General features: G+C 63.6%; 23 protein-coding genes. 7 read left to right on the top strand and 16 right to left on the bottom strand.

Annotation, left to right across the window (positions count from 1 at the left end):
- Positions 1-28: 28 nt before the first annotated feature.
- Together GYK42_RS28070 and GYK42_RS28065 are read left to right on the top strand one after the other, a co-directional pair.
- Entirely contained in the window at positions 29-613 is a 585-nt protein-coding gene (locus tag GYK42_RS28070) for a GNAT family N-acetyltransferase (RefSeq protein ID WP_166450164.1), read from the top strand.
- A 128-nt stretch (positions 614-741) separates the two neighbouring features.
- Entirely contained in the window at positions 742-2,226 is a 1,485-nt protein-coding gene (locus GYK42_RS28065; RefSeq protein WP_277346721.1) for an MFS transporter, read from the top strand.
- Positions 2,227-2,230: 4 nt separating this feature from the next.
- Here GYK42_RS28065 and GYK42_RS28060 read toward each other — a convergent pair whose 3' ends face one another.
- From GYK42_RS28060 to GYK42_RS28050, 3 genes are all read right to left on the bottom strand, one after another.
- A complete protein-coding gene (locus GYK42_RS28060) occupies positions 2,231-3,283 on the bottom strand; it encodes an alpha/beta fold hydrolase (protein WP_166450162.1) in 1,053 nt (350 codons plus the stop codon).
- A 29-nt stretch (positions 3,284-3,312) separates the two neighbouring features.
- Positions 3,313-4,758 (bottom strand): alpha/beta fold hydrolase, encoded by a 1,446-nt coding sequence (locus GYK42_RS28055; RefSeq protein WP_166450161.1) that lies wholly within the window; start codon positions 4,756-4,758, stop codon positions 3,313-3,315.
- A gap of 85 nt (positions 4,759-4,843) precedes the next feature.
- A complete protein-coding gene (locus GYK42_RS28050) occupies positions 4,844-7,147 on the bottom strand; it encodes a heavy metal translocating P-type ATPase (protein ID WP_166450160.1) in 2,304 nt (767 codons plus the stop codon).
- Positions 7,148-7,245: 98 nt separating this feature from the next.
- Here GYK42_RS28050 and cadR point away from each other — a divergent pair, with 98 nt between their 5' ends.
- A complete protein-coding gene (cadR, locus tag GYK42_RS28045; RefSeq protein WP_166450159.1) occupies positions 7,246-7,677 on the top strand; it encodes a Cd(II)/Pb(II)-responsive transcriptional regulator in 432 nt (143 codons plus the stop codon).
- 10 nt (positions 7,678-7,687) lie between these two features.
- Positions 7,688-8,770, top strand: a complete 1,083-nt coding sequence (locus GYK42_RS28040; protein ID WP_166450158.1) for a hypothetical protein — start codon at positions 7,688-7,690, stop codon at positions 8,768-8,770.
- On the opposite strand, the gene GYK42_RS28035 is transcribed toward GYK42_RS28040, so the two are convergent.
- From GYK42_RS28035 to GYK42_RS28005, 7 genes are all read right to left on the bottom strand, one after another.
- The gene (locus tag GYK42_RS28035; protein WP_240943902.1) at positions 8,764-10,317 is read right to left on the bottom strand and encodes a methyl-accepting chemotaxis protein; all 1,554 of its coding nucleotides are present in this window, start codon (positions 10,315-10,317) and stop codon (positions 8,764-8,766) included. The genes GYK42_RS28040 and GYK42_RS28035 overlap by 7 nt on opposite strands.
- Positions 10,318-10,401: 84 nt before the next feature.
- The gene (locus GYK42_RS28030) at positions 10,402-10,869 is read right to left on the bottom strand and encodes a cache domain-containing protein (RefSeq protein WP_082654412.1); all 468 of its coding nucleotides are present in this window, start codon (positions 10,867-10,869) and stop codon (positions 10,402-10,404) included.
- A gap of 238 nt (positions 10,870-11,107) precedes the next feature.
- Entirely contained in the window at positions 11,108-11,545 is a 438-nt protein-coding gene (locus GYK42_RS28025) for a hypothetical protein (RefSeq protein ID WP_166450157.1), read from the bottom strand.
- A 13-nt stretch (positions 11,546-11,558) separates the two neighbouring features.
- On the bottom strand, positions 11,559-11,945 hold the full coding sequence (locus tag GYK42_RS28020) for a hypothetical protein (RefSeq protein ID WP_166450156.1): 387 nt from the start codon (positions 11,943-11,945) through the stop codon (positions 11,559-11,561).
- A gap of 111 nt (positions 11,946-12,056) precedes the next feature.
- Positions 12,057-12,608 carry a DUF4142 domain-containing protein gene (locus GYK42_RS28015; protein ID WP_166450155.1) on the bottom strand — a complete coding sequence of 184 codons (552 nt, stop codon included), beginning with the start codon at positions 12,606-12,608 and terminating at the stop codon, positions 12,057-12,059.
- A 100-nt stretch (positions 12,609-12,708) separates the two neighbouring features.
- Complete coding sequence (locus tag GYK42_RS28010; protein WP_166450154.1) at positions 12,709-13,362, bottom strand: SMI1/KNR4 family protein; 654 nt, start codon at positions 13,360-13,362, stop codon at positions 12,709-12,711.
- The gene (locus GYK42_RS28005; protein WP_058048576.1) at positions 13,359-13,766 is read right to left on the bottom strand and encodes a MerR family transcriptional regulator; all 408 of its coding nucleotides are present in this window, start codon (positions 13,764-13,766) and stop codon (positions 13,359-13,361) included. Before GYK42_RS28005 ends, GYK42_RS28010 begins: the two co-directional genes overlap by 4 nt.
- A 184-nt stretch (positions 13,767-13,950) precedes the next feature.
- Between GYK42_RS28005 and GYK42_RS28000 the strand changes: the two genes are divergently transcribed.
- Positions 13,951-14,745: an SDR family NAD(P)-dependent oxidoreductase gene (locus GYK42_RS28000; RefSeq protein WP_166450153.1), complete on the top strand. Its 795-nt coding sequence runs from the start codon at positions 13,951-13,953 to the stop codon at positions 14,743-14,745.
- Between the two features lie 3 nt (positions 14,746-14,748).
- Here GYK42_RS28000 and GYK42_RS27995 read toward each other — a convergent pair whose 3' ends face one another.
- The 3 genes from GYK42_RS27995 to GYK42_RS27985 all read right to left on the bottom strand — a co-directional run bounded on the left by GYK42_RS27995 (position 14,749) and on the right by GYK42_RS27985 (position 19,237).
- Positions 14,749-16,029: an NRAMP family divalent metal transporter gene (locus GYK42_RS27995; protein WP_205711588.1), complete on the bottom strand. Its 1,281-nt coding sequence runs from the start codon at positions 16,027-16,029 to the stop codon at positions 14,749-14,751.
- A gap of 82 nt (positions 16,030-16,111) precedes the next feature.
- Positions 16,112-18,124 carry a c-type cytochrome gene (locus tag GYK42_RS27990; protein ID WP_431190192.1) on the bottom strand — a complete coding sequence of 671 codons (2,013 nt, stop codon included), beginning with the start codon at positions 18,122-18,124 and terminating at the stop codon, positions 16,112-16,114.
- Between the two features lie 189 nt (positions 18,125-18,313).
- Positions 18,314-19,237 carry a LysR family transcriptional regulator gene (locus GYK42_RS27985; RefSeq protein ID WP_166450152.1) on the bottom strand — a complete coding sequence of 308 codons (924 nt, stop codon included), beginning with the start codon at positions 19,235-19,237 and terminating at the stop codon, positions 18,314-18,316.
- 101 nt (positions 19,238-19,338) lie between these two features.
- Here GYK42_RS27985 and GYK42_RS27980 point away from each other — a divergent pair, with 101 nt between their 5' ends.
- Complete coding sequence (locus GYK42_RS27980) at positions 19,339-20,778, top strand: amidase (RefSeq protein WP_166450151.1); 1,440 nt, start codon at positions 19,339-19,341, stop codon at positions 20,776-20,778.
- Positions 20,779-20,887: 109 nt separating this feature from the next.
- On the opposite strand, the gene GYK42_RS27975 is transcribed toward GYK42_RS27980, so the two are convergent.
- Positions 20,888-21,316 (bottom strand): DUF2061 domain-containing protein, encoded by a 429-nt coding sequence (locus tag GYK42_RS27975; RefSeq protein ID WP_166450150.1) that lies wholly within the window; start codon positions 21,314-21,316, stop codon positions 20,888-20,890.
- Positions 21,317-21,472: 156 nt separating this feature from the next.
- The gene (locus GYK42_RS27970) at positions 21,473-21,874 is read right to left on the bottom strand and encodes a nuclear transport factor 2 family protein (RefSeq protein ID WP_166450149.1); all 402 of its coding nucleotides are present in this window, start codon (positions 21,872-21,874) and stop codon (positions 21,473-21,475) included.
- Positions 21,875-21,966: 92 nt separating this feature from the next.
- On the opposite strand from GYK42_RS27970, the gene GYK42_RS27965 reads away from it, so the two are divergent.
- Positions 21,967-22,551, top strand: a complete 585-nt coding sequence (locus tag GYK42_RS27965) for a TetR/AcrR family transcriptional regulator (RefSeq protein ID WP_166450148.1) — start codon at positions 21,967-21,969, stop codon at positions 22,549-22,551.
- Between the two features lie 36 nt (positions 22,552-22,587).
- Here the strand turns inward: GYK42_RS27965 and GYK42_RS27960 are convergent.
- The coding region (locus GYK42_RS27960; RefSeq protein WP_277346719.1) for a chitinase at positions 22,588-23,594 on the bottom strand (1,007 nt) is incomplete at its 5' end.

The raw sequence follows: 23,594 nt of genomic DNA, 5'->3' as shown, positions 1-23,594 counted from the left end.
TTTCATTGTCAATAACATGAGATCCGCCATGAAAACCGCTCAAGCCAATTCGCCCGCCATCAGCTTCAGCTGGTGTCACGACGCCACCGCCGAAGACACTTTGTGCAAGCTCTACCTCGACAACGTCAGCGCCGACTATATCTCGCATTCGGAGCTGCAGGGCGAGCGCGCCGATGCGCCCGGCAACTGGCGCGCGGACTTGCCCGAGGTGATCCGTGGCGAAATCCGCGCCGCCCTGTCGCATGACTGGGAGCATGGCGATTCGACCCTGCTGGCTGTCGCCACGTCGGGCGAGGCCATCGTCGGCATGGCTTTGGTCTCCATCGACACGCGCCAGCGCGCCTCGAAATCGTTCGCCGCGCTAGATGACCTGGTCTTGCTGCCTTCCGTGCGCGGCAGCGGTATCGGCAGCCAGTTGGTGGAGTGGGTGGCAAGCGAGCTGCACAGCCACGGCATCGCCCGTCTGTTCCTCGAATGCGGCGCACACAACCTGACGGCGCAAAAATTCTTCCAGGGACGCGGCTTCAAGCACGTGTCCGTTGTCATGCTGCGCGAACTCGACATGCCGGCAGTAACGGCTGCCGTGGATGACAAGGATGGCGACCGTGGCTGACGCCCGCCGCCCCCGACAAGCCCAGGCCCGTGGCAGCCTGGAACGTAAATATTTGCGCAGCACCCGCTTTATCCACACCGATAGTTGTTAAAAGTTACACTAAAATCCATGAGTTGTTTATGCATCCAATGAAAAAATGGCTGACGCTGGCCATCGTCTCCAGCGCCTTGTTCCTCATCGTGGTCGACATGACCGTGCTCTACACCGCCTTGCCCGCGCTGACGCGCGACCTGCAGGCCACTTCCTCGCAAAAACTGTGGATCATCAACGTGTACGCGCTGGTCGTCTCCGGTCTGTTGCCCGGCCTCGGCACCCTCGGTGACCGTTTGAGCCACAAACCCGTTTTCCTTGCCGGCCTGGCCGTGTTCGGCATCGCCTCGCTGTGCGCCGCGTTTTCGCCCGCAGCCGAATGGCTGATCTTTGCCCGCGTGCTGCTGGCCATTGGCGCCGCGCTGATGATGCCGGCCACCTTGTCCATCATCCGCCTGACCTTTACGGACAACCGCGAGCGCTCGTTCGCCATCGGCGTGTGGGCGGCCATCGCCTCGGGTGGCGCCGCGTTTGGCCCCGTGCTCGGCGGTTTCCTGATGGAACATTACTGGTGGGGTTCCGTCTTCCTGATCAACGTGCCCATCGTGCTGCTGACCCTGGTGCTTGCCGCCGTTGTCCTGCCGAAACGGGCCGGTAACCGCGACAAGCCGTGGGACCTGGCCGGTTCCTTGCAAATCATGATGGGTCTGCTTGGTGGCGTGTATGCGATCAAGGAACTGGGCAAGTCGCAGCCGTCGTATGCGCTGGCTGCCGCCTCGTTCGTCGTGGGCGCTTTCTTCATGCTCAAATTCGTGCGCCGCCAGAAGCGGCAAGCCAAGCCGCTGATCGACTTCGCACTGTTCCGCGAACTGCCGTTTTCCAGCGCCGTGGCCGCCGCCATGGTGGCGTCCGCCGCCCTGATCGGCATGGAACTGGCGCTGAGCCAGCACATGCAGCTGGTGCGTGAATTATCTCCGCTGGAAGCGGGTCTGCTGTTGTTGCCGCTGCCGCTGGCATCCGTGTTTGCCGGCCCGCTGACGGGTTTCATGCTGCCGCGCGCAGACAAGGCCAAGGTGTTGTGGGGTTCGCTGCTGCTGTCTGGTATCGGCATGGCATCGTATCTGGTGCTGCATGACGCCGCCGTCTCGGCGCAAGTGGCCAGTCTGGTGATTTTGGGCCTGGGCCTGGGCGCCGTCATGACGGCCGCGTCGAGCGCCGTGATGCTGAACGTGGCGCCGCAGCAAGCGGGTATGGCCGCCTCGATCGAGGAAGTGTCGTACGAACTGGGCGCCGTGATCGGCGTGACGGTGCTGGGCACCATCTTGTCGGCCGTCTACAGCGCCACCCTGGTGATTCCGGAAAGCGCGGGCCTGTTGCCGAATGCCCATGACACCCTCGATGCGGCGCTGCTGGCCGCCGAGCAATTGCCAGCCGAACTGGGCTTGCAAGTATCGGAACTGGCCCGCTCGGCTTTCGACAAGGCATTTATTGTCGTGCTGGCCACGGCTTCCGCCATCCTGATGGCGGCCGCGGCCACCATCCGCCACCTGCATCTGCGGGCGCGCCGGGCGATCTCGGTCTGATGGATCAGCGCTTGAGCAACGGCGCCACCTTGTCGCGCAAGACCGCCCACTGGGCGTCGAGCACGGCCTGGTTGGGGTCGTGCCCTGCGCGTTTCACCACAGTAAAATCCTTGGCCGGCGCCGTGATGCTGTCAAAGTAGGTGCGCGCGATAGCGGGCGAGGTCAGCAAGTCCGCTTCGCCCATGATGAAAAACACGGGCAAGTCAAAGCGTGTGCCCAGTGCGGGCAGGTCGACCTTGGCGAACATGCCGTCGCCGCGCATGCCGATGAACTGGATATACGAATAGTCATCGGCCGCCTCGGCATCGGCCAGCGCTTGCGGCGTGGCGTAGAACGGCGCCGGCTGCCACCAGTGTTTCGGTGGCGCATCCGTTGCCATTCCCTCATATTTGCGGTCGAAGCGGCGCAAGATGCCGAAGTTGCGCGGGTCCGTCCACGGCGGCGCACCGAGCGCCGTCAGCTTGTCCACCGTGGCCGTATCGCCAGCCGCCTGTGCCAGCGCCATCACTTCCCGGTACATGCCCGTTTCATTATCCCGTGCATTGACCATCTGCGCCGTGCCGATATACGCGTGGAACAGGTCGGGGCGCGCCTTGGCCATGTGCACGCCCAGAATCGACCCCCAGGAACTGCCCATCAAAATGACTTTCTGCTGGCCCAGATGCCGTTCGATATAGCGGGCCACGGCGACGCCGTCGTCGCGCATCTGTTCCACGGTCAAGGGCACGTCTTCCGCCGGCCGCTGTTTTGCATACGTCATGCCGGCGCCGCGTTGATCCCACTGCACCAGGGTGTAGTGGCGTTCCCAGCCGGCGTAGATGGCGTCCGCAAAAGGACTGAGCGCGTTGCCGGGGCCGCCATGGATGAACAGGATCACGGGATTGCCGCAGGCGGCGCCCGTGACCGTGATCCACTGCTCGATGCCATTGATGGGCACATACCCTTGCTCGCGGATGGGCTGTGCGGGCGAGGCGCAGAGGGACGGGGCGGCGGGCGGCGCCGCTTGCGCCACGCCGTAACAAGATAACAGCAGCAATGCCAGGCTCGTGATGCGCATATCGTCCTCTTCTAACTGGTCGGTGGGAGTTACAGCGTGCAATCCTGCGCCGGCTTGCCGACAATAAAGCGGGTGCTGGCTTGTTCAAGACAGGCGGGCGCCGTCCATAAAATGAAATGCGGGGCGTTCTGCACGGTAGACAGGGCCACCTTGCCGGCCTTGCTTTGCGCCAAAGCCCGCACTTGCGCCTGCGCGCCAGCGTACGGCGTCTTCGGGTCCAGCGTTCCCTGTAGCACCAGGGTCGGCGGCAGCTTCGCCGGCAAGGCGCCGAAATAAGTGTCGCGCGGGTAGGTGGGCAAGCCGCCGCCCAGCAGGATGCGGGGCAGGGGACTGGTAAACAGCAAATCCGCCTCGTCGCGGTCGATGTCGGCGGCGGCCCAGCCGGGGCGCAACGACGGCTGCAGATTGTTTTCCGAATTGCTGATGATATTGACCAGCGGAATCGACAGCGGCGACTGGGGATAACTGCCCAGGCTGGCCGCTGCCTGTGTCAGGATGGCGCGCACGGACGCCAGCTCAGCATCGCCACCTTGGTCCAGTTCTTGCAGCAGATAGGGGATGCGGGCGCGGGCGGCTGGCACGTCAAGCATGCCGCCCAGGAAGTTTTTCAGGTTCTTGCCGGGAATCTGCGCCAGCAGGGCGGGATCGGCTTGCATTTTATCCAGCACGCGGCGGTACAGGGTTGCGGCCGGCTCGCCTAGTGCAGAGTGGCAAGCCGCATCCGCATCGCAGCGGGCCAGTACCTGCATGCCGACCGTGTTGACCACGTGCGAGCGCTGGCTCAAGTCCCAGCGGGCATCCGTCTGCGGCGGTACCAGCGAGTCGAAGATGACGCCCTCGACGGGTAGCGGCCCCAACTGCAAGGCGCGCAAGACCAGCTGCGTGCCATACGACACACTATATACATACGCTGGCGGCTGTTTGCTTTTGGCCTTGCGTTCGCCTTCGATCAAGGCTTGCAAGTCGCGCGCGGCCATCGTGATGGAAAACTGGCCCGCGTATTCCGGCACGAGGTTGATGCCGGCAAAGCAGCTTCCCCATTCGGCCCCTGCCAGGGCACGGCCGCCGGGACTTTGTTCCGACTCTTCCGCCTTGCACAGGCGCGACGAATGGCCCGTGCCGCGGTGGTCGGGAATCAGGAATTCAAAGCCGGGAAAGCTGCGGCGCAAGGTGGGCAGCAGGCTGTAGAACGAGGCGCCCGATTCGCCGGGACCGCCCGCCACCAGCCACAGGGTGCCTTTGGCCGGCTTGCCGGCAGGTACATCGGCGGCAAACTTGCGCACGAAGACGTGCATGGCATCCGCGTCGCCGATGGCGCGGCCTTGCTCGTCATAACTTCCGGGCACGTTCAAGCCCGAGCACAGGCTGCCGGGGGCGGCCATATCGGAACAGGGGGTGAAGTACATCGGTTCGGCATGCAGGGAGGAGCCGGCCAGCAGAGTGACCAGCAGGGTCAGGCGGGGAAGAAAGGTCATCGGCTACTTTGGCGGCGGTAGGGAACAGCCGCCAAAGTAGCTTTTTTTACAGCAATTGTCCAGATGGAAATATATTTGCGTGGAACTATGTTTGCTTACTCTTGCGCAGCAAACGCAAGCCATTCGCCACCACCAGCAGGCTGGCGCCCACATCGGCAAATACGGCCATCCACAAGGTTGCCATGCTGGCCAGGGCCAGGCCGAAGAAGACGGCCTTGATGCCGATGGCAAAGCTGATGTTTTGCACGAGGATGCTGCGCGTGCGCTGGCTCAGGCTGATGAATTCAGGCAATTTGCCCAGTTCATCATCCATCAGGGCCACGTCCGCCGTTTCGATGGCCGTGTCGCTGCCGGCCGCGCCCATGGCAAAGCCGATGTCTGCCTGCGCCAGGGCCGGGGCGTCGTTGACGCCATCGCCCAGCATGGCCACCACGCCGAATTGCTGCTGCAAGGCCTTGATTTCATCGAGTTTATTTTCCGGCAATAACTCCGCCTTGACGAGGCTGACGCCCACTTCGGCGCCGATGCGCTGCGCCGTCAGCGCATTGTCTCCCGTCAGCATGACAGTGGTCACGCCCAGCGCATTCAATCTGGCGATGGCGGACGCCGCCGTCGGGCGCAGCACGTCGGCCACGGCGATGACGCCCAGCGCGCCGGCGGAGGTGGCCAGAACCATGGCCGTGTACGCCTGCTGTTCCAGCCCCACCAGGATGGCTTGCAGTGCCGGCGTCAATACCTTCAATTCCGTCATCAGGCGCGCGTTGCCCAGGTAATACGTCTGGCCAGCTATCGTGCCTTGCACGCCGCGGCCATGCAGGGCGGCAAACTGGTTGACGGGCAAGTGGCTGCTGGCAGGCGGACCGGCCTTGACGATGGCGGCGGCCAATGGGTGGGCCGAATTGGCGTCCAGGCTGGCGGCCAGCAGCAGGATGGCGTCACGGCTGCCGCCATCGAGCGCCACCACGTCCGTCACGGCCGGTTTGCCCATGGTCAAGGTGCCCGTCTTGTCGACGGCGATGGCCTTGATGCGATAACCCGTTTCCAGGAATTGCCCGCCTTTGACCAGAATGCCGCGCCGCGCGGCCGCCGTCAGGCCGCTGACGACGGTGACCGGGGTGGAAATGACGAGTGCACAAGGGCAGGCGATCACCAGCATCACCAGCGCTTTATACACCCAGGCCATGAATGGCTGGCCCAGCAGCAACGGCGGCAGCAAGGCCACTAAAATGGCGAAGACGACGACGGCCGGCGTGTAGTAGCGGGCGAAATTGTCGACAAAGCGCTGCGTGGGCGCCTGCTTGCCCTGGGTTTCCTCGATCACCTTGACGATCTTCGCCAGGGTGCTGTTGCCGCTGTTGGCCGTGACGGTGACGTCGAGCAAGCCCCGTTCATTGATGGTGCCCGCATACACGACGTCGCCCACGGCCTTGTCCACAGGCATGCTTTCGCCCGTGATCGGCGCCTGGTTGACGGATGATTCGCCGCTTTGCACGATGCCATCGAGTGCGATGCGCTCGCCCGGCTTGACGCGCATCAAGGCGCCGATCGCCACCGTGGCGACGCTCACCTGGTTCCAGGCGCCGCTCGCGTCGGCCACTGTCGCCGTGTCGGGCGCCAGCTGCATCAGGCTGTGCACGGCGTTGCGTGCGCGGTTCAGCGACAAACCTTCGATCAGTTCGGCAATGGCAAACAGGAAGATGACCATGGCCGCCTCTGGCCACTGGCCGATGGCGACGGCGCCGAAGACTGCCAGGCTCATCAGGAAATTGATATTCAGGGTGAACGTTTTCAGGGCAATCCAGCCTTTTTTCAGGGTCGGCCAGCCCCCCGTGGCGATCGACAGCAGGGCCAGCGCGATGACCAGGGGCGAACTGTCTTCATGCGTGGTCCACGCCAGCGCTTCGGCGCCAGCAGCGGCCAGGCCGGAGACGACCAGCAAGCCTTTTTGCAGGCTGCTCAGCTTGCCCTCGTCCGGATCGCGCGCAACTGGCGCATCCACCTCCATGGGAATGGCCTGCATGCCGATGCCGTGCAGGGCCGCTTCCACCGTGGCCAGCGATGGCAGGGTGTGGTGCACGTCGAGCACCCGGTTCATCAGGTTGAAATCCAGGCCTACGACGCCCGCCATATTGCTTAGCTTGTTGCGGATCAGCCGCTCTTCCGTGGGGCAATCCATGTTGGCGATGCGGTATTTGGCCGTGCTGGCACCGGCGATGGCTGTGCTGGGCAAGGCTGGGCCAGACGGGGCGGCAGGCGTGGACGAGCACGCATGCTGGCTGGAACAGCAGCTGGCCGCCTTGGGCGCGTGCGCATGCTTGTGGTCATGGTCATGGTCGTGCGCATGGTCATGCTTGTGTTCGTGGGTGTGGTCGTGGCTATCGTGCGGCATCGCATTCGTCCTTCCGGTTTCGTGTATGCTTCCATTAGAAACCCTGTAGCCGCTACAGGGTCAAGCGCAATTCGCATAAAGAATGAAAAGGGGATGCCATGCGTATCGGAGAACTGGCCAAACGGACAGATTGTGACGTGGAAACCGTGCGTTACTATGAAAAGGCGGGCTTGCTGCAGGAACCTGGCCGCAACGGCGCCGGCTACCGCGAATACCGCGAAGAACACCAAGAACGGTTGCAATTCATCCGCCATTGCCGCTCCCTGCAGATCGGCTTGACCGATATCCGCGCCTTGCTGGAATTTAAGAACAATCCGGCTGAAGGCTGCCAGAGCGTCAATGAGTTGCTCGACCACCACATCTTGCGCATTGCCGAACAAATGGCGAATTTGCAAATATTGCAGCAGCAACTGGTGACCTTGCGCCACCAGTGCGACCAGCCGCAGCCGTCGCAAGACTGCGCGATCCTGCAAAACCTGTCCGAGGCGGCCAGCGGCCACGACTGCGCCTGCCATACGGAACTTCATTGACGATTGCTGCATGCTGAAACTGAAACCTGGAAGAACTTTACTGGCCATATCCCTGCTGTCGCCGCTCAGCCATGCCGCCGATGCGCCTGCCGCAGCCGGCCACTACCTGACTCTGTACGCCGCGCCCGGCGTGCCGCAAGACGATGACCCGTATACGTGGAGCACTGCGGGCGGCAAGCGACTGGCGAAAGGCGTGACGAAGGCCGACGGCCGCGCCTATGTCAAAGGGGCGGAGGGCGAAGACACGTATATTCTGAAAACCGTCAGCATGCGCTGGCAGCTGAAGGTGCCAGCCGCATGCTGGCAGGGGGCGCCGGACGCGTTCCAGCAATGCATGCAACTGACCGTGACCACGAGCCGGTATGACGAGGAGCAAGAGGCGCGCAAGCTGGCGGAGCAGCAGAAAGAAGTCAAGATGCAGGCCAGGATCGCCGCCTACGCCGTGGCGGCCCGCGCCAACGACGATGCGCTGGCCTGGCTGGGCCGGCTGCCCCCGAGCTGGACAATAGAGAGTTATGGCACGCGCCTGCTGCGCAGCGGTGACAAGATTGCCGCGCAGATTGGCAACGCGCTCAAGGATGGCGGGCCAGATGCGCGCCAGTTCGTCTGCCGCGCGCCCGTTGACTACGGCCCCGTGCCGGACCAGGCCGCAGTCGAGGCGTGGCTGGCATTGCCGGTCGACGTGCGCAAGGTGCGCGTCGGCCCCGCCTGGGAGGCGCTGGTGGCGGCCGGCGGAAAGGGCAACTGGATGGCCCGATTGGAACTGTATTACGCCTTGTCCAGCGTCAATGTCAGTGAATTGAGCCTGCTGGAACAGTACCGCATCGTGCAATTGATGGAATGGCTGCACAAGAAACAGGTCGGCGGGCTATATGGCTACTTCAGCGCCGGCATGCCTGTCACCCCCGGCAATTTGCCCAGCGCCACCTGGCGCAAGCAGGACCAGGCCTCGCTGTATGCGGCCATGCTGGGCAGTTACGACGATCAGAACAGCCGTGGTAGCGCCTTGCAGACGGACCCGGACCCCGCGCTGGCCGAGGCGGGCAGGAAAATGCTGGCCTGCGCCAAGGCTGCGATGCCGCAACGTTACTGACGGGGCAGCAACGGCGGGCCGCCATCGCCCAGGCGGAACGCGTCTACGACCCGCAGCAAGTCATGCGCCTGGTCTTGCATGCTTTGCGCGGCGGCGGCCGATTGTTCGACGAGGGCGGCATTACGCTGGGTCAATTCATCCATTTCCGTGATGGCATTGTTGACCTCTTCGATGCCCTTGCTCTGGCGCTGGCTGGCCGCCGTGATGTCGTTCATGATTTCCGTCACCTGCTGGACGGAGGCGACAATATCGCCCATGGTGCGCCCGGCGCTGTCGGCCAGCTCGCTGCCCGTTTCTATCCTGGCCACGGAATCCTCGATCAGCTGCTTGATTTCGCGCGCCGCCGTGGCCGAGCGCTGGGCCAGGCCCCGCACCTCGGTGGCGACGACGGCAAAGCCGCGCCCCTGTTCGCCCGCGCGCGCCGCTTCCACGGCCGCGTTCAAGGCGAGGATATTCGTCTGGAACGCGATGCCGTCGATGACGGCGATGATGTCGACGATGCGCCCGGAACTGGCCTTGATCGAGCCCATCGTTTCGACCACCTGGCCCACGACGCGGCCGCCTTCGAGCGCCACGTTCGACGTCGACAGCACCATCTGGTTGGCCTGGTGCGCATGGCTGGCGTTTTCGCGCACGGTATCGGTCAAGGCATGCATGGATGACGCCGTTTCTTGCAGGGAATGGGCTTGCGACTCGGTGCGGGCCGACAAGTCCGCATTGCCCAGCGCGATTTCACTCGCTTCCACCGTGATGGTGGAGCCCGCCTGGCGTATATCTCCCAATAAAGTATTCCAGTTTTTCAGCACGGTGGCCAAGGCCCGGGTCAGCTTGCCCACCTCGTCGTCGCCCTGGGCTTCGATGTGCGTGGTCAGGTCGCCGGCGGCCAGGCATTCAGCGGCGCGGCAGGCGTCGTCGATGGGCCCCACCACGGAACGCGCCACCCACGTGGCGATCAGGGCCAGCAAGGCAAAGCCGATGGCCATGGTGCCCAGCGACAACCAGCCGGCGCGCTGGCCCGCATTTTTTGTCTCCTGCAAGGCCTCGACCGTGCGGTGGTCGAGGTTGAGCAGCACCTGGCGTAATTGCCCACGTACTTGCTGGTAGTGTCCGGCGGCATTTTGCATCGCCGCCACGCCCGTATTCGGGTCCATCGACGCCAGGTCCAGCGCCTGCGCCACGCTGGCACGGTAGCGCTCGACACCGGGCAGCGCCTGGCCCGCTTCCGTGGCGGCACCCGAGAATTTCTGCAGTTCCTTCAAGCCTTGCGCGATGGCGTTCAGCTGGCCATCCGTTTGCGCGCCGAACTGCTTGAACTGCTCGTCCGACAGGCTGGCCGCGATGGCGATCTTCGCGTACACGTCGGCGTGCACCTGACCCAGGGCAATGGCTTGCTGGTTGGCCAGCCGCTCGGCCGTCAGGGTGACGTCTTTCAGTTCGTGCATGCGCTGCTCGTTTTGCTGCATGGCGAAATAGGACAAGGCGCCCATGGCCAGCAGGCAAGCCAGCGCGACCACCGGGACGATCAACATCTTCTGTGCGATTTTCATTGCGGCCCATCTTGTTGAAAAATTCGTTGAGAAATTCGTTGACAGATCGGTGTGCCATCCCGGCGCTGGCGGCGCAGCGGCTGGCTACAGGTAGATGCCGCCGCAGACGACGGAATCGGCCAGCTTTTCGCAGTACATCACTTTCGGTTCAATTTTCTTGGTTTCCGGATTCGTGAATTTGTATTCCTGCCAGAACGTGCCCTTGCTCTTGGCTAAGTCGACCCGTTCCTTGACGAAGGCCTTGCCGTCGATATCCTTCAGCTCGATCAAGTTCTTGCCGACCATTTTCGGGTTGGCGCCATGCGCGGCGACCGTGCCGTCGAGTTTGTAGACGACCAGGTACAGGTCGTGCAGGATGAATTGCGGCGACTTGGCCGTGATCTCGCCATACGCCTTGGCGTCGCCGGCGCTCTTGATGTAAGCCACTCCTTTCTTGACCATGGCTTCCGCGTCGGCGCGCGTGGCGCCGCCTTCGGCAGCGCTGGCGATACCGGGCAGCGTCGCGGCGGCAAGCATGACCGACAGGCAGATGGCAGGGGCGAACTTGGGCATGAGAATCTCCTTCACATTGCGGCAGGGGAAACCGGCAGGGAACCGGTGCGGTGAGGCGGCGCCTATCGAAGTGCCGACGGTTCATGGTAGCGCGATGCCAGCAGACATGCGCTGGTGCAACAGTATTTTTTTGAGTGGGGCGTTTTTGCAACGCTGCGTGCAAGCGGCCGCAATCGCATTTACAGAGGGAAAGAGATCCTGCAGGCTATCGTGTCGATAGTGTGGCGTTGGCGCCGCGCTACCAGCTGGCTGGATCTTCCGCCGCCGCGCGCGCCAGGTCGTCGCGCCAGTCCTGCTGCGCCAGCCGGTAAATGTCCGCGAAAAAGGCGCGCGGATCGTCCATCTCGTCCCAGCGGGCGGGCAGGGCGTAGGTGCTCTCGGGGTCATGCTCGAGGATGGCCTGGAAATCGTAGGCGGGGTCTTGCAGCGCCTGCGCCAGCACGGCCACCAGCGCATGGCGGTGGCGGTAGCTCAGTTCCTTGTATTGCGACGTGATGTGGCGCCGTATCAGCGCCGCGCGCTGGACCGGGTCGTTCATGTCCCAGGTGTCCAGCTCCAAGCCCAGAGTGTGTTCGCGGTCGTACACGTCGAAGGGACCGAGGAAATGGTAGAGCGTAGGTTCATACGGCACGTCAACCCAGGGTCCGCGTAGCCCCTTTTGTTTTAGTTCTTGCATGGTCGCTCTCCGCTCACGCGCATACAGGCAGGGTCCAGCCTTCATCACCGAGGTCCGTCGGGTAGATGGCGCGGGTCTGGTTCTCGCCCCAGCGCGCATGGTCGAGAATGCCGTCTTCATGCATGTCCAGCACCCATTCCGTGCTTTCCAGCAAGGTGCCATCTTTGTGGTAGACGCGGAAGAAAGTGGACGTGCTCAGTGCGCGCACGATGTTCTGCGGCACGCCGTTGCCGTAGTGCGGCACATAGGTCTTGATCACGCACGTGCCCTGGTCGTTCCACTGCTGTGCATATACGGTGGCATTGCGCGCCGCGCTGACCTTGATGAAGAGCCAGCCTGCCAGCAGGAGGATGAGCAGGAAGGCGGCGGCGATCAGGCCGGTTTTCTTGAGTAGCTGCATGAGGTCATGGCATGGCCAAAAACGAAGTTGCCGCATTGTATGTCAAGAGCAGATATGCTTGCCGTACGGCACGTACAGCAAGCATATCCCCGCTAATTTCCGTCAACTTGGCTATTTCCCCACCGCCGAGTGCAGGGTATTGGCCATTTCCAGGTGATGTTGCAACGCTGGCAATGTCTTCGCGGCAAAGGCCTTGATGTCGGGGTCGCTCGCCTTCTGGCTGGCGTCCGTAAACAGCTTCACGGCATCCTTGTGCGCCGCCACGCCGATGGTGGCCGCATATTCCTTGTCGAACTGCGGGCCTTCCAGGCGGCTCAGCTTGTCGATCTGCGCCTTGTGCTTGGCGCCAGGCTGGTCGCTGACCTCGATCTGCTTGCTGCTGGCCAGCTGTTTCAGTTCGTCAGCCACTTTCGTATGGTCCGTGACCATGGCATCGGCGAATGTCTTCACTTCCGCATTGGTGCTCTTGCTTTGCGCCACTTTACTAGCGGCAATTTCCGTGCTGCCCGCATCGGCGGCCTTGCTGAGGAATTGCTTGTCGTACGCGCCCGGCGCGGCAGCGGCGATGCTGTTGATGGCGATGCCGCTCAATAAGGCCACGGCGGCACCGATGGCCACGCTTTTCAGGGAGGGCGTGCGGGAACTGGTGGTAGGGATAGGCATGATAAGTCCTTTCGTGTGTGGTTTTTTCTGCAAGCTGATGACAATGTTAAGCCCGCAGCCTGCGCACACCCATAGGACAGTCGCGATTCTGCCCGTAGGACTAGTCCTGTTCGTTAGCGCACAATTCGACTTGTTTAAGGGCATACAAAGCGGCGATGCCGGCATCGCGGCGCCAGGCGGGCATGCCGATATCGAGCCACTGCGCCATCGCGTCGAGGTGCGATGGTTCCGAAACGCTGTGTTCTAGTTCATCGAGCACCGTGTCGCGGTCGATATACAGGCTGTCCAGCCAGGCGTCGAACGAGGGCGCCAGTTCCATCAGGCCATGAGCGCGCTTGCCCGTCCAGTCCGGCAACTCCTGCACGTAGGCCAGCACCCGGCCGCCGCCTTCTTCCGTCAGGTCCAGGTAGAGCATGGAATTGCCGCCATCGCGGGCGAACGGCAGGATGCGCACCGGCATGTCCGTATGCTTGCGCGCGGCGCGGATTTCGCCGACCAAGGTTTCATCGCAGAAATCGCCTTCATCCGCGCTGAAGAAGGTATTGAAACCCATTTTTTCCACGCCGCCATTGCCGTCCGGCACATCAGTGGTGTAGTCAAAATAGGCGCCGTTGGCCACTTGCAAGAACGCCAGGAAGGTTGGCGGCAGGGGCGCTTCGAGCAAGGTTTCGATGGCGGCGATCTGCCGCGGCGTGGGGGCAGGCTTGGCACCCTCGATCGCCAGGTGGCGGTATTGCGTGTAATGGTTGCTCATTGATTATCCTGGTATTTATCCTTGTATATATGCACTGGCGCAACATCGTCGCAGCCCGTCTCCACCTTGGCCAGCGCATCGACGAGACCGGCGCGCAGCACGGCCATCGAGCGGGCCTTGTCGTCGATCTGGGCAATTTTCGTTTCAAGCATAGCTCGTTTGGTCTGCGCGTCGAGCGCGTTTTCCTGCCACACGGCAATCACGTCGGCGATTTCCTTCAAGGTAAAACCCAGCGCCTTGGCGTGGCCGATCAGCTCGATGCGCCGCAAGGCTTGCGCCGAATATTCCTTGTAGTTATTCGTCAGGCCCGGCTGCGGCGCCTCGTCCAGCAGCCCCTGGCGCTCGTAAAAGCGGACCGTATCCTTGCTGACGCCCGTCAGGCGGGTGATTTCTCCGATGCGCATGGTTTTTGACTTTCTACTAATTTGCGGGACGCGAAAAATGTGCAGGGCAAGGCGTATTGGCGCAGACAGTACGCTAGTACGGCCAATGCAACGCAGCCATGTGCATTTTTTTGCGTTCCACGCTTGACCGTGGACTAAAGTCTACAGTTTACAGTAAATTCCTCTTCACTACGACTCAATTGCCATGACCGCCTTCAATTACACCAACCAGACCGTGCTGATCACGGGAGCCTCATCCGGCATCGGCCGCGTCTTTGCGGAAACCCTGGCCGCGCGCGGCGCCCATTTACTGCTGCTGGCCCGCTCCGGCGCCGTGCTTGACAGCCTGGCCAAGGAACTTTCCCAGCGCCACGGCATCCGCGCACATGCGCTGGTGGCCGACCTGAGTCTGCCCGGCGCCGCTGCGCAAGCCCATGCGCAAGCTTGCGCACTGGGCTTGCCGCCCGACGTGCTGATCAATAACGCGGGATTCGCCACGCATGGCCGCTTCGAAAGCATCGACCTGGTGCGCCAGGCGGCCGAAGTGACCGTCAATTGCACGGCGCTCATGGAAATGACGCACTGCGTCTTGCCGCACATGCTGGCAAAAGGACGGGGCGCCATCATCAACGTGGCCTCCACGGCGGCCCTGCAGCCCGATCCCTACATGGCCGTGTATGGCGCCAGCAAGGCTTTCGTGCTGTCGTTCTCGGAAGCGCTGTGGGCGGAAAATCGCAGCCGCGGCGTGCGCGTGCTGGGTCTGTGCCCGGGTGCCACGGAAACGGCCTTCTTCGACGTGGTGGCCGCGCCGGAAGCGGCGGTGGGCAAGCGCATGGATCCGCAAGCCGTCGTCGATGAAGCGCTGCGCGCGCTGGACCAGGGCCGCAGCAGCCACGTGGCAGGCCGGCCGAACCGGCTGCTGGCCTGGCTGCCGCGCTTGCTGCCCCGTCAAACTGTGCTGGGCATCGTGGAAGGCATGCTCAAGCCGAAGACGGCCTAGGCATCAGAAGGCCATGGTGGCGAACATGGCCAGCACGGCCGTGGCCATGACGATGGTCGACAGCCAGCCCAGCGCCCGCAGGCGGCGCGAGATGGTAAGCGTTCCCATGATGGTGGTGCGCGACGCCATCACCATCATCAGGGCCATGATGGGCACGGAAATCACGCCATTGACGACTGCGCTCCAGTACAGGGCCTTGATGGGATCGAGCGGCGTGAAGCACAGGGCCGCGCCGATCACGGTGGCCGTGACGATGATGCCGTAGAACTTCTTGGCCGCCCGAGGCGCCAGTTCCAGGCTGTTTTTCCAGTGGAAGGCGCCCGCCATGGCATAGGCGGCCGAGCCCGCCAGCACGGGAATGGCCAGCAAGCCCGTGCCGATGATGCCCAGGCTGAACAGGGCAAAGGCGAACTCGCCGGCGATGGGGCGCAGGGCGGATGCGGCCTGGGCGGACGTATCGATATGCGTGATGCCTTGCGCGCCCAGGGTCACGGCCGTAGTCAGCATGATGAAAAACGCCACCAGGTTGGAAAAGCCCATGCCGATGGCCGTGTCCATCTTGATGCGCTGGAATTGCCGTGGCGCCTGTTCCGGCGCGCGGCGCAAGGCTTGTGCGCCAGCATCCGCCTGCAAGTCTTCCACTTCCTGCGATGCCTGCCAGAAAAACAAGTAGGGGCTGATCGTCGTACCGAACACGGCCACGATCATGGTGACCGAGGCGGCCGACCAGCTGAACTGGGGCCAGACGGTGCGCAGGGCCACTTCGCGCCACGGAATGTGGATCGTCAGCACGGTGGCCACATAGGCCAGCAAGCCCAGGGTCAGCCATTTCAAGATGCGCACATATTGTTGATAGGGAATGAATACTTGCAGCAGCAGGGACAGCAGACCGAAACCGACGGCGTACAGGTGCGTGGGGCCGCCGATGATCAGCGTGAGGGCATCGCCCATGGCCGCCACGTCGGCGGCGATATTGATGACATTGGCCAGCAGCAGCAAGCCGACGATGGCGTACAGCAAGGAACGCGGATAGTGGCGGCGGATATTCGTCGCCAGCCCGTGGCCGCTGACCCTGCCGATCTTGGCGCTGATGACCTGGATGCCCAGCATCAGGGGAAACGTCAGGCACACGGTCCACAGCATGCCGAAGCCGAACTGCGCTCCCGCCTGCGAATACGTGGCGATACCGCTGGGGTCGTCATCGGCCGCACCCGTGATCAGGCCGGGGCCCAGCTTGCCCAGCCAGGTGTCGGATGGGTCGGCCTGGCCGCTGTCGGTCTGCATGCGTCGCTCCTGCGTGATGGAGCGAGCAGCGTATCACAGGCGGGCGGCGTCCAGAAGGGGCACCGCCCGGGAAACTCACGCGTCAGTAGCGCGCATCCTTGGGCTTGCCGCCCTTGGGCCAATCCTTGACCTTGTCGGGGAAGTCCGGACGGGGCATGTGCGTAAAATATTCGGCCACGTCGACGGCGTCCTGGTCGGACAGGCTCCCTTGGCCCAGGGGAAACTTCTGGCCGTGGCCCATCACCATATTGGCCTTGACGAATCCGGCCGCCGTGTAGGTGCGGGCCATGCCGGCGCCAATGTTGAAGGAACGGTCACCCCACAGCGGCGGAAAGGCGACGACGCCGTTGGCGCCCTTGATGCCTTCGCCATTCGCGCCATGGCAAACGGCGCATTGCTCGGCATACACTTTTTTGCCATGCACGGGATCGGGCAGCAGAGCGCGGTCGATCTTCGCCACGCCGCGTCCCGCCACCTTGTCGCCCGCCTGCGTGGCGCCCTTCATCCAGTCGATGTAAGCGACCATCGCCTGCAGGTCGGGGCCGTCCACGGGCAGCGGCTTGCCGTGCATGGAGCGGCGGAAGCAGCCGTTGATGCGCTCTCCCAAGCTGATGACCTTGCCGGCGCGCGGCGCTTCCGACGGGAAGAAGGCGGAAATGCCGAGGAAGGGCGAACCGCCGGCCACCGTGCCACCATTCAGGTGGCAACTGCTGCAATTGAGGTCGTTGCCCACGTTTTGCGGCAGGCGGGCGCGCGTTTCCGTCATCAACTGCATGCCGTGGATCAATTGACTGGCATTCGGGTCGGCCGTCAGGGCGGCGAAGCGGGGCGTGACGAAGCCGCCCGCGTCCGGCGCCTTGAGCTTGAGCTCCTTGCGCACTGTGGCGATCTGCGCGGGCGTGACGGGCGCGCCCTGGTTGCCCCACTTGCCGCGCACAAAGGTGAGGATTTCCGCCAGTTCCGTGTCCGACAGGCGATCATACGCGGGCATGCCGAAGGAGCGGGGCGAGTGCTGCGTGACGGCCGACTGCCAGCCCGTCAGCGCGATATGGATGACGGTGGTGGCGTCCTTCGACTGCACCGAGTCGTTCTGCGCCAGCGGCGGGAAGATGTTGTCCACGCCACGGCCGTCGCGGCGGTGGCAGGTGGCGCAGAACTGCAGGTAGCCCAGGCCGCCCCGCGTGTTATACAGGGCATCGTTGCTGGCCGCCGCGAGTGGCGCCGTTTTCTTCGGCGGCGTGGCCGCCCCGTCCTTGGCCGGCAAGCCGTGCAGGTAATGCGCCAGCGCATCGAGGTCGGCATCCGTGAAGTACTGCGTGCTGTGCGTGATGACTTCCGTCATGCTGCCGGCCGCCGTGCCGAAACTGTTGCGGCCCGTTTTCAGCAATTGCACGATGTCGCCCGGCGTCCACAGATTGCGCAGGTTCACCGCATGCCAGCCATCGAAGGTAAAACCGGACAGGTAATGCTTGCCGCTGCCGCCATCCTGGCCCATGGTTTTTTCCTGAAAAGCCACGCCGCGCGGCGTATGGCAGGAGCCGCAATGGCCGAGACCCTGGGCCAGATAGCTGCCCCGGTTCCACTGGGCCGACTTGGCGCTGTCGGGTTTGAATGGTGCGTCGTCAAGGAAGACGGCGTTCCACAGCGACAAGCCCCAGCGCATGCTGAACGGCCATTTCATGTCCGTTTCGCGGTTTTGCTGCGCCACGGGCGCCACGCCCCGCTGCAGATAGGCGTACAGCGCCTGCATGTCGCCGGGCGTGATCTTCGCATACGAAGGGTAAGGCATGGCCGGATACAGGTTGTGGCCGTCCGCCGCCACGCCCTTGCGCATGGCGCGGTCGAACTGGGCAAATGTGTACGTGCCCAGGCCCGTCTTGGCGTCCGGCGTGATATTCGTGCTGTAGATGGTGCCGAACGGCGTTTTGAGTTCCAGACCGCCGGCCATGGCGGCGCCGTTCGGGCTGGTGTGGCAGGCTACGCAGTCGCCAAGGCGGGCGACATATTCGCCGCGCTTGATCAGCTCGGCCGAGGCTGTGGGCATGGCGGGCGTCGTGGCGGGCGCGGCCCAGGCGCTGGCGCAGAAGCCCAGCATGCCCAGCAGCATTGCCGCCAGCCAGCCAGTGATCGAAAAGGGAAATACGGGAGGGCGGCGCGAACCGCGGTGCAGGATGGAAATGGCGTTCATGGTGACCCTTTATTATTACGCGCAAGCTTACGCATTCGTCACCACGGCGAACATTGGGAATTTCTTTCGAACAACTAGGTAATCTTCCCTAGTGTCTTACACTGGAAAATCGTGTAGGGGCGCCTGCAAGCTGGCCATGATGCGTTCGCGCAGCCAGCGGTGTGCCGGGTCCAGGTGCATGCGTTCGTGCCAGACCATGGCCATTTCGTAGTCCGGCAGGGCGACGGGCGGCTCCCATGTGCGCAGGGCGCCCAGAGCGTTCTTCAGCAGGCGCGACGGCAGCAGGGCCACCATGTCGGACGCCGCCAGCAAGGGCGGCACGATCAGGAAATGCGGCACGGACAGCACCACCTTGCGCGTGCGTCCCAGCTTTTCCAGGGCCGTATCGACATTGCTGCGGAAACCGCCGCCGTTGGGCGAGACGACGATGAATTCCAGCGCGCAGAACTGGTCGAGGTTGGGCGGCGATTGCAGCAGCGGGTGGTCGTGGCGGCCCGCCAGCACGTAGTGCTCGGTAAACAAGGTGCGGTGGCGCAAGCCGGGCGGCGCTTCTTCCTGCGCCAGGAAACCCAGGTCGACCTGGCCGCTTTCCAGGTCGTGCGCCATGCGCGCCGGCACGGCTTCGAACACGGCCATGCGCGACAACGGCGCCTGCGCGCGCAGGGCGGGCAGCATGGGCAGCAGGATCGCATATTCGGCAGCGTCGGCCGCCGCCAGGCTCCAGCGCACCTGGGCCGTGGCCGGATCGAAGGCCGCTTCGGGCTGCAAGACGTGCTCCAGCTGGGCCAGCACGGCTTGCAAGGGCGCCAACAGGGCCAGCGCCCGCGCCGTGGGCAGCATGCCGCGCGGACCGGGCAACAGCAGCGGATCGTCGAAGGCGGCGCGCAGCTTGCCCAGCTGCACGCTGACGGAGGGCTGGCTCAGGTGCAGCCGCGCGGCCGCCCGCGTGACGTTGCGCTCGATCAGCAGGGCGTTCAGGGTCAGCAGCAGGTTCAAGTCCAGCTTGCGCAAATTGTTCATGGCTATACCTTGTATATCAACTATTCATTTCCACTATGATAGCGCAAGCCCTACAGTGGTTCCTGTGATCCTCACTCTTCATCTATTACAGGAATAAACTGATGCAACTCCATGAATATACAAGCTTTGATGGTCTGGGACTGGCCCAGCTGCTGCGCGATGGCGCCGTTTCCGCCATGGAATTACACGATGCGGCCCAGCGCGCCTGCGCCGCCGTCAACCCGCAGATCAATGCCGTGGTCGAGCTGTGGCCGGCCGACTTGACTGCCATCGACCACGCGGCACCGTTCGCCGGCGTGCCCTTCCTGATCAAGGACGTGGCCGTCACGATGGCGGGCCAGCGCAGCGAGTACGGCAGCCGCCTGGGCGCCGGCCATGTCGCCGCGTCCGATTCCCACCTGATGACGCAGTTCCGCGCCGCCGGCCTGGTGACGTTTGGCCGCACGAGCACGCCGGAAATGGCGTTTGCCACCACCACCGAACCGGTCTTATATGGCGCCACGCGCAACCCGTGGAACGTCACGTTGAGCGCAGGCGGCTCCAGCGGCGGTGCGGCGGCGGCCGTGGCGGCCGGCATCGTGCCGCTGGCCCACGCGACGGACGCGGCCGGTTCCATTCGCGTGCCGGCCGCGTCGACAGGCCTGTTCGGCTTGAAACCGAGCCGGGGACGGGTGTCGAACGGCCCCGCCATGGACGAAATCTTCAGCGGCCTGGGCGTGCAACTGGGGGTGAGCCGCACGGTGCGCGACAGCGCCGCCTTACTTGACGCGGTGCAAGGAATACTGCCGGGAGAACCGTATGTGACGGCTGCGCCCGGCCACAGCTGGCTGTCGCAAGTGAGCGTGGCGCCTGGCAAACTGCGCATCGCCGTGCAGCGCATCGCCAGCAATGGCGCCCGGCCCGTGCCTGCCGTAGCTGCCGCGCTCGATGCTACCGTGCGCTTGCTGGAAAGCCTGGGCCACCACGTGGACGAAGTGCAACCGGCGCTGGGCGTGTCATGGGAAGCGTTCGTGCACGCCAATGCCAGCATCTGGTGCGCCAACCTGGTGCCGTGGATAGACGCCCTGGCGCAGGAGAGCGGGCGCGGCGTGTCACCGGACACCTTGGAAGCGGCGACCCTGGCTTGCTACCGCCATGGCAAGACTGTCTCGGCCGTCGATTTCGTCGCCGCGCTCGATGTGCGCAACACGGTCACGCGCCAGGTCGGCACCCTGTTCGGCCAGTATGACGTGCTGCTCACGCCCACCATGCCGGATGTGCCATGGCCGCTGGGGCGCTACGGAGAAAAGGAAGAACAGCTCGATGGACTGGGCTGGACGGCGCGGCTGTTCGAGCATTCGCCGTACACGCCGCTGGCGAACGTGGCCGGCTTGCCGGCCATGTCCGTGCCGCTGGCGCAGTCCGCAGACGGATTGCCGATCGGCATGCAGTTCATGGCTGGCTATGCGAACGATGGAATCTTGCTGCGCCTGGCGGGACAGCTGGAGCGGGCGGCGCCGTGGGGGAAAAGGAGGCCTTCCGTGTGGGCGGGCAAGGTGTAGCAAGGGCTATGGGCGTGATGCAAGCCAGTTCACGGTTTGCACCCAGCGGCAAAAATCCGGGGGCGGACCCGCCGAGGCCGACCCCGACCTTGTTCTTGGGTGAAAAGTATCAGGTGGGCATCGTAGCCAGCCGCGCCGCGCCACGGCTTTCAAGGCGCAAGCGGGCTTTTTCCCACAGCCGGTCGTGGAAGGGCAGGACGATCACGTTGCAGATCGGTTCGACCACGGCCAGCAAGCCGCCGAAGGCCATCGAGCCCGTGGCCCAGTACATGACGCCGAAGGCCACGCCCATGTGCAGTGCCGTCTGGCTCAGTTTTTCGCCAGCCAGGGCGGCAAAGCCCAGGCGACTGGCGGCGTGGCGGCGGCGGATCGCATGCCAGGCTTTTTCGTGCCACGGCAGCAGGGCAACGTTGATGACCGGTTCGATGATCGCGGCCAGGCCACCGAGTGCCAGGGAACCCGTCAGCAAATAGGCGAGGCCGAAGGCGATCGACATGTGCGTGCAGACCTGGCTGAATGTTTTGATGGCGGTGAACAAGGGATGCTCCTTTCTGTTGAATTCGCTTATCCTTGATTCAGATAGTAACGATTCTCATTTACAAAAGGAAGTAAAATATTTCAACTGAATCCATAGATTTACGCTATGGATTGAGGAATATCAATTGTCCCTGCTACGGTACATCCCGCCACAGCGTCAGCGTATCGCCGTCGCTTGGGACCAGACGGCTTGCCAACGGCCATCGCGCCATTCGTAGCTGTCCATATGCCAGTAGCGTGCGCGCGGCACGGCGTGGCCGCCAAAGATGATTTCCAGCTGCGCCTGGTAACGCAGGAGTGCGGCCGTGCCGTACAGGCGCACGCTGATCGCTTCCGGCTCCCAGCTCAGGTAGCGCATGTGGCCGGAGGCGATGGCGCCCAGGTAGTGTTCCCGCGACAGCATGCTGCCGATGGGGGTGATCAGCTGGAAGTCGTCGGCATGCAGGATGCGCGCCGCTGGCGTATCGGCGGCCACGAGCGCGCGCAGACGGCTGCGCTCCGTGTGGCGCAGCAAGTCCATCTGCTGTTCGGCATTCATTGCTGCATTGAAATCGATCATGGCAGTCCTGTTCCTGTAGATGATTGACACTTTGACGTAATTTGTCCAAAAGCCATGTTGACACTATATATTCAAAGTGTCAACATGCCAGCATGTCACTCCACACCCTTAAAACCCAGCGAATACTCGACGCGGCGCTGGACGTGTTTTGCCGCTACGGCTACCGCAAGACGTCCATGCTCGACATCGCACAGGCGGCCGGCATGTCGCGCGCCGCGCTCTACCTGCACTTCAAGAACAAGGAAGACGTGTTTCGCGCCGGTTCCGAACGGGCACATGCGGACGTCATGGCGCAAGTGGCTGCGGCGCTGGCCGAATCCGGCACCGTCTTTGCGCGCATCGAAACGGCCTTGCTGGCATTCCAGCAAGGCTTGATGGCGGAAATTTCCGCCAGCGCCCACGGACAGGAATTGTTCGACGCCAACATGACCCTGGCCGCCGACATCACCTTGACGGCGCGGGCAACCTTGGTGGCGTCGCTGGCCGGCGCGCTGGAACAGGCCGAAGCGGCAGGCGATATCGCGCCGCACCGGGTGGATGCCACTGCCGCGCAAGTGGCCGCCTTGCTGGTGGTCACCATGGATGGCATCAAGCACACGCAGGGGGGAGGGGAGGCCTTGCGCCACGGAATAGCGCTGCAGATGCGCGTGCTGGGCGCGGCGCTGCTGCGCATGTGAGCGGCAAAGCCCGCATGCGCAGTCGGGCAATGCCGCTTACGGCAAGGTTTTCAGGACATTCTTCGTCGGCACGGAGAAGTTATAACCGTCGTGGCGGTCCCAGTTGATCGACCACGTCATCACGCCGCGGAAGTCCGGATACGCCTGCAGCGGCTTGATGGTGCCGCAGTTGAGCAGGCGCGTCAGGCAATTAAGGGCGTTGCTGACGTCGGCATTCGTCGTGAAACCGGAACCGGCCGAGCTGCGGCCCGATGGCACGCCGAAGCCTACCTGGTCCGGACGCAAGCCGGCGAAGGTATTGCCGCCATAGTTAAAACCCTCGATCAGCATGCGCGCCGTGGCCACCAGCTGGTCGGCCGAACCGGCCTTGATGGCGCCCGTCGCGTACGGCGTGTAGATGTCGCCATTGTTGTAGTACTGCGGGTGCAGCACCGTCAGCTCGCTGCGCAGGGCGTTGATGATGGGAATATAGGCGCCCCAGATGCTGCCATAGCTCGTGTAGCCCCCTTCCACATACACCCATTCCGGCGCCATCGAAAGATAAAAACTGTTGCCGACCTTGGCTTTCAGGTTTTTCACGGCGATCGGCAGATAGGTCTGGATGGCCGCGCCTTGCGCCACGCCGTTTTCCAGGTCCAGATCGATGCCGTCGAAGCCGTACTTGGTGATGATGGCGTACAGGCTGTTGGTGAAATTCGTCGCTTCTGCTGTGTTGCCGACGGAAACGGAGCCGTTCTGCCCGCCCAACGACAGGATGACTTTCTTGCCCTTGGCCCGCTTGGCGGCTACGTCGGCGATGAATTGCGCTTCCGTGCCCGCGCCCGGATCGATGGTTAGGCTGACATTGCCGCCGCCCGCGTTGTCGCCGAACGAGACAACGATCACGTCCCAGTCATCGCTGACCTGGCTGATCGGATACGTGGCGCCGCTGGGGTTGGTGAAGTTGTGCCAGTAGCCGATCAGCGCGTGCTTCGCCAGGCCGGTCGGTGTTGGTGTCGGAGTTGGAGTTGGAGTCGGGGTGGGCGTAGGCGTCGGTGTCGGGG

Origin of the sequence: Janthinobacterium lividum (genome assembly GCF_011601275.1) — a bacterium.
GTDB lineage: Bacteria > Pseudomonadota > Gammaproteobacteria > Burkholderiales > Burkholderiaceae_D > Janthinobacterium > Janthinobacterium lividum_E.
The sequence above is the reverse complement of the archived record's forward strand: the minus strand, read 5'-3'. Positions and strand labels throughout refer to the sequence as shown.

Coding starts and splice junctions, on each gene's coding strand:
- GYK42_RS28070 (WP_166450164.1), top strand. CDS start 29: ATGAAAACCGCTCAAGCCAATTCGCCCGCCATCAGCTTCAGCTGGTGT.
- GYK42_RS28065 (WP_277346721.1), top strand. CDS start 742: ATGAAAAAATGGCTGACGCTGGCCATCGTCTCCAGCGCCTTGTTCCTC.
- GYK42_RS28060 (WP_166450162.1), bottom strand. CDS start 3,283: ATGCGCATCACGAGCCTGGCATTGCTGCTGTTATCTTGTTACGGCGTG.
- GYK42_RS28055 (WP_166450161.1), bottom strand. CDS start 4,758: ATGACCTTTCTTCCCCGCCTGACCCTGCTGGTCACTCTGCTGGCCGGC.
- GYK42_RS28050 (WP_166450160.1), bottom strand. CDS start 7,147: ATGCCGCACGATAGCCACGACCACACCCACGAACACAAGCATGACCAT.
- cadR (WP_166450159.1), top strand. CDS start 7,246: ATGCGTATCGGAGAACTGGCCAAACGGACAGATTGTGACGTGGAAACC.
- GYK42_RS28040 (WP_166450158.1), top strand. CDS start 7,688: ATGCTGAAACTGAAACCTGGAAGAACTTTACTGGCCATATCCCTGCTG.
- GYK42_RS28035 (WP_240943902.1), bottom strand. CDS start 10,317: ATGAAAATCGCACAGAAGATGTTGATCGTCCCGGTGGTCGCGCTGGCT.
- GYK42_RS28030 (WP_082654412.1), bottom strand. CDS start 10,869: ATGCCCAAGTTCGCCCCTGCCATCTGCCTGTCGGTCATGCTTGCCGCC.
- GYK42_RS28025 (WP_166450157.1), bottom strand. CDS start 11,545: ATGCAAGAACTAAAACAAAAGGGGCTACGCGGACCCTGGGTTGACGTG.
- GYK42_RS28020 (WP_166450156.1), bottom strand. CDS start 11,945: ATGCAGCTACTCAAGAAAACCGGCCTGATCGCCGCCGCCTTCCTGCTC.
- GYK42_RS28015 (WP_166450155.1), bottom strand. CDS start 12,608: ATGCCTATCCCTACCACCAGTTCCCGCACGCCCTCCCTGAAAAGCGTG.
- GYK42_RS28010 (WP_166450154.1), bottom strand. CDS start 13,362: ATGAGCAACCATTACACGCAATACCGCCACCTGGCGATCGAGGGTGCC.
- GYK42_RS28005 (WP_058048576.1), bottom strand. CDS start 13,766: ATGCGCATCGGAGAAATCACCCGCCTGACGGGCGTCAGCAAGGATACG.
- GYK42_RS28000 (WP_166450153.1), top strand. CDS start 13,951: ATGACCGCCTTCAATTACACCAACCAGACCGTGCTGATCACGGGAGCC.
- GYK42_RS27995 (WP_205711588.1), bottom strand. CDS start 16,029: ATGCAGACCGACAGCGGCCAGGCCGACCCATCCGACACCTGGCTGGGC.
- GYK42_RS27990 (WP_431190192.1), bottom strand. CDS start 18,124: ATGCTGGGCTTCTGCGCCAGCGCCTGGGCCGCGCCCGCCACGACGCCC.
- GYK42_RS27985 (WP_166450152.1), bottom strand. CDS start 19,237: ATGAACAATTTGCGCAAGCTGGACTTGAACCTGCTGCTGACCCTGAAC.
- GYK42_RS27980 (WP_166450151.1), top strand. CDS start 19,339: ATGCAACTCCATGAATATACAAGCTTTGATGGTCTGGGACTGGCCCAG.
- GYK42_RS27970 (WP_166450149.1), bottom strand. CDS start 21,874: ATGATCGATTTCAATGCAGCAATGAATGCCGAACAGCAGATGGACTTG.
- GYK42_RS27965 (WP_166450148.1), top strand. CDS start 21,967: ATGTCACTCCACACCCTTAAAACCCAGCGAATACTCGACGCGGCGCTG.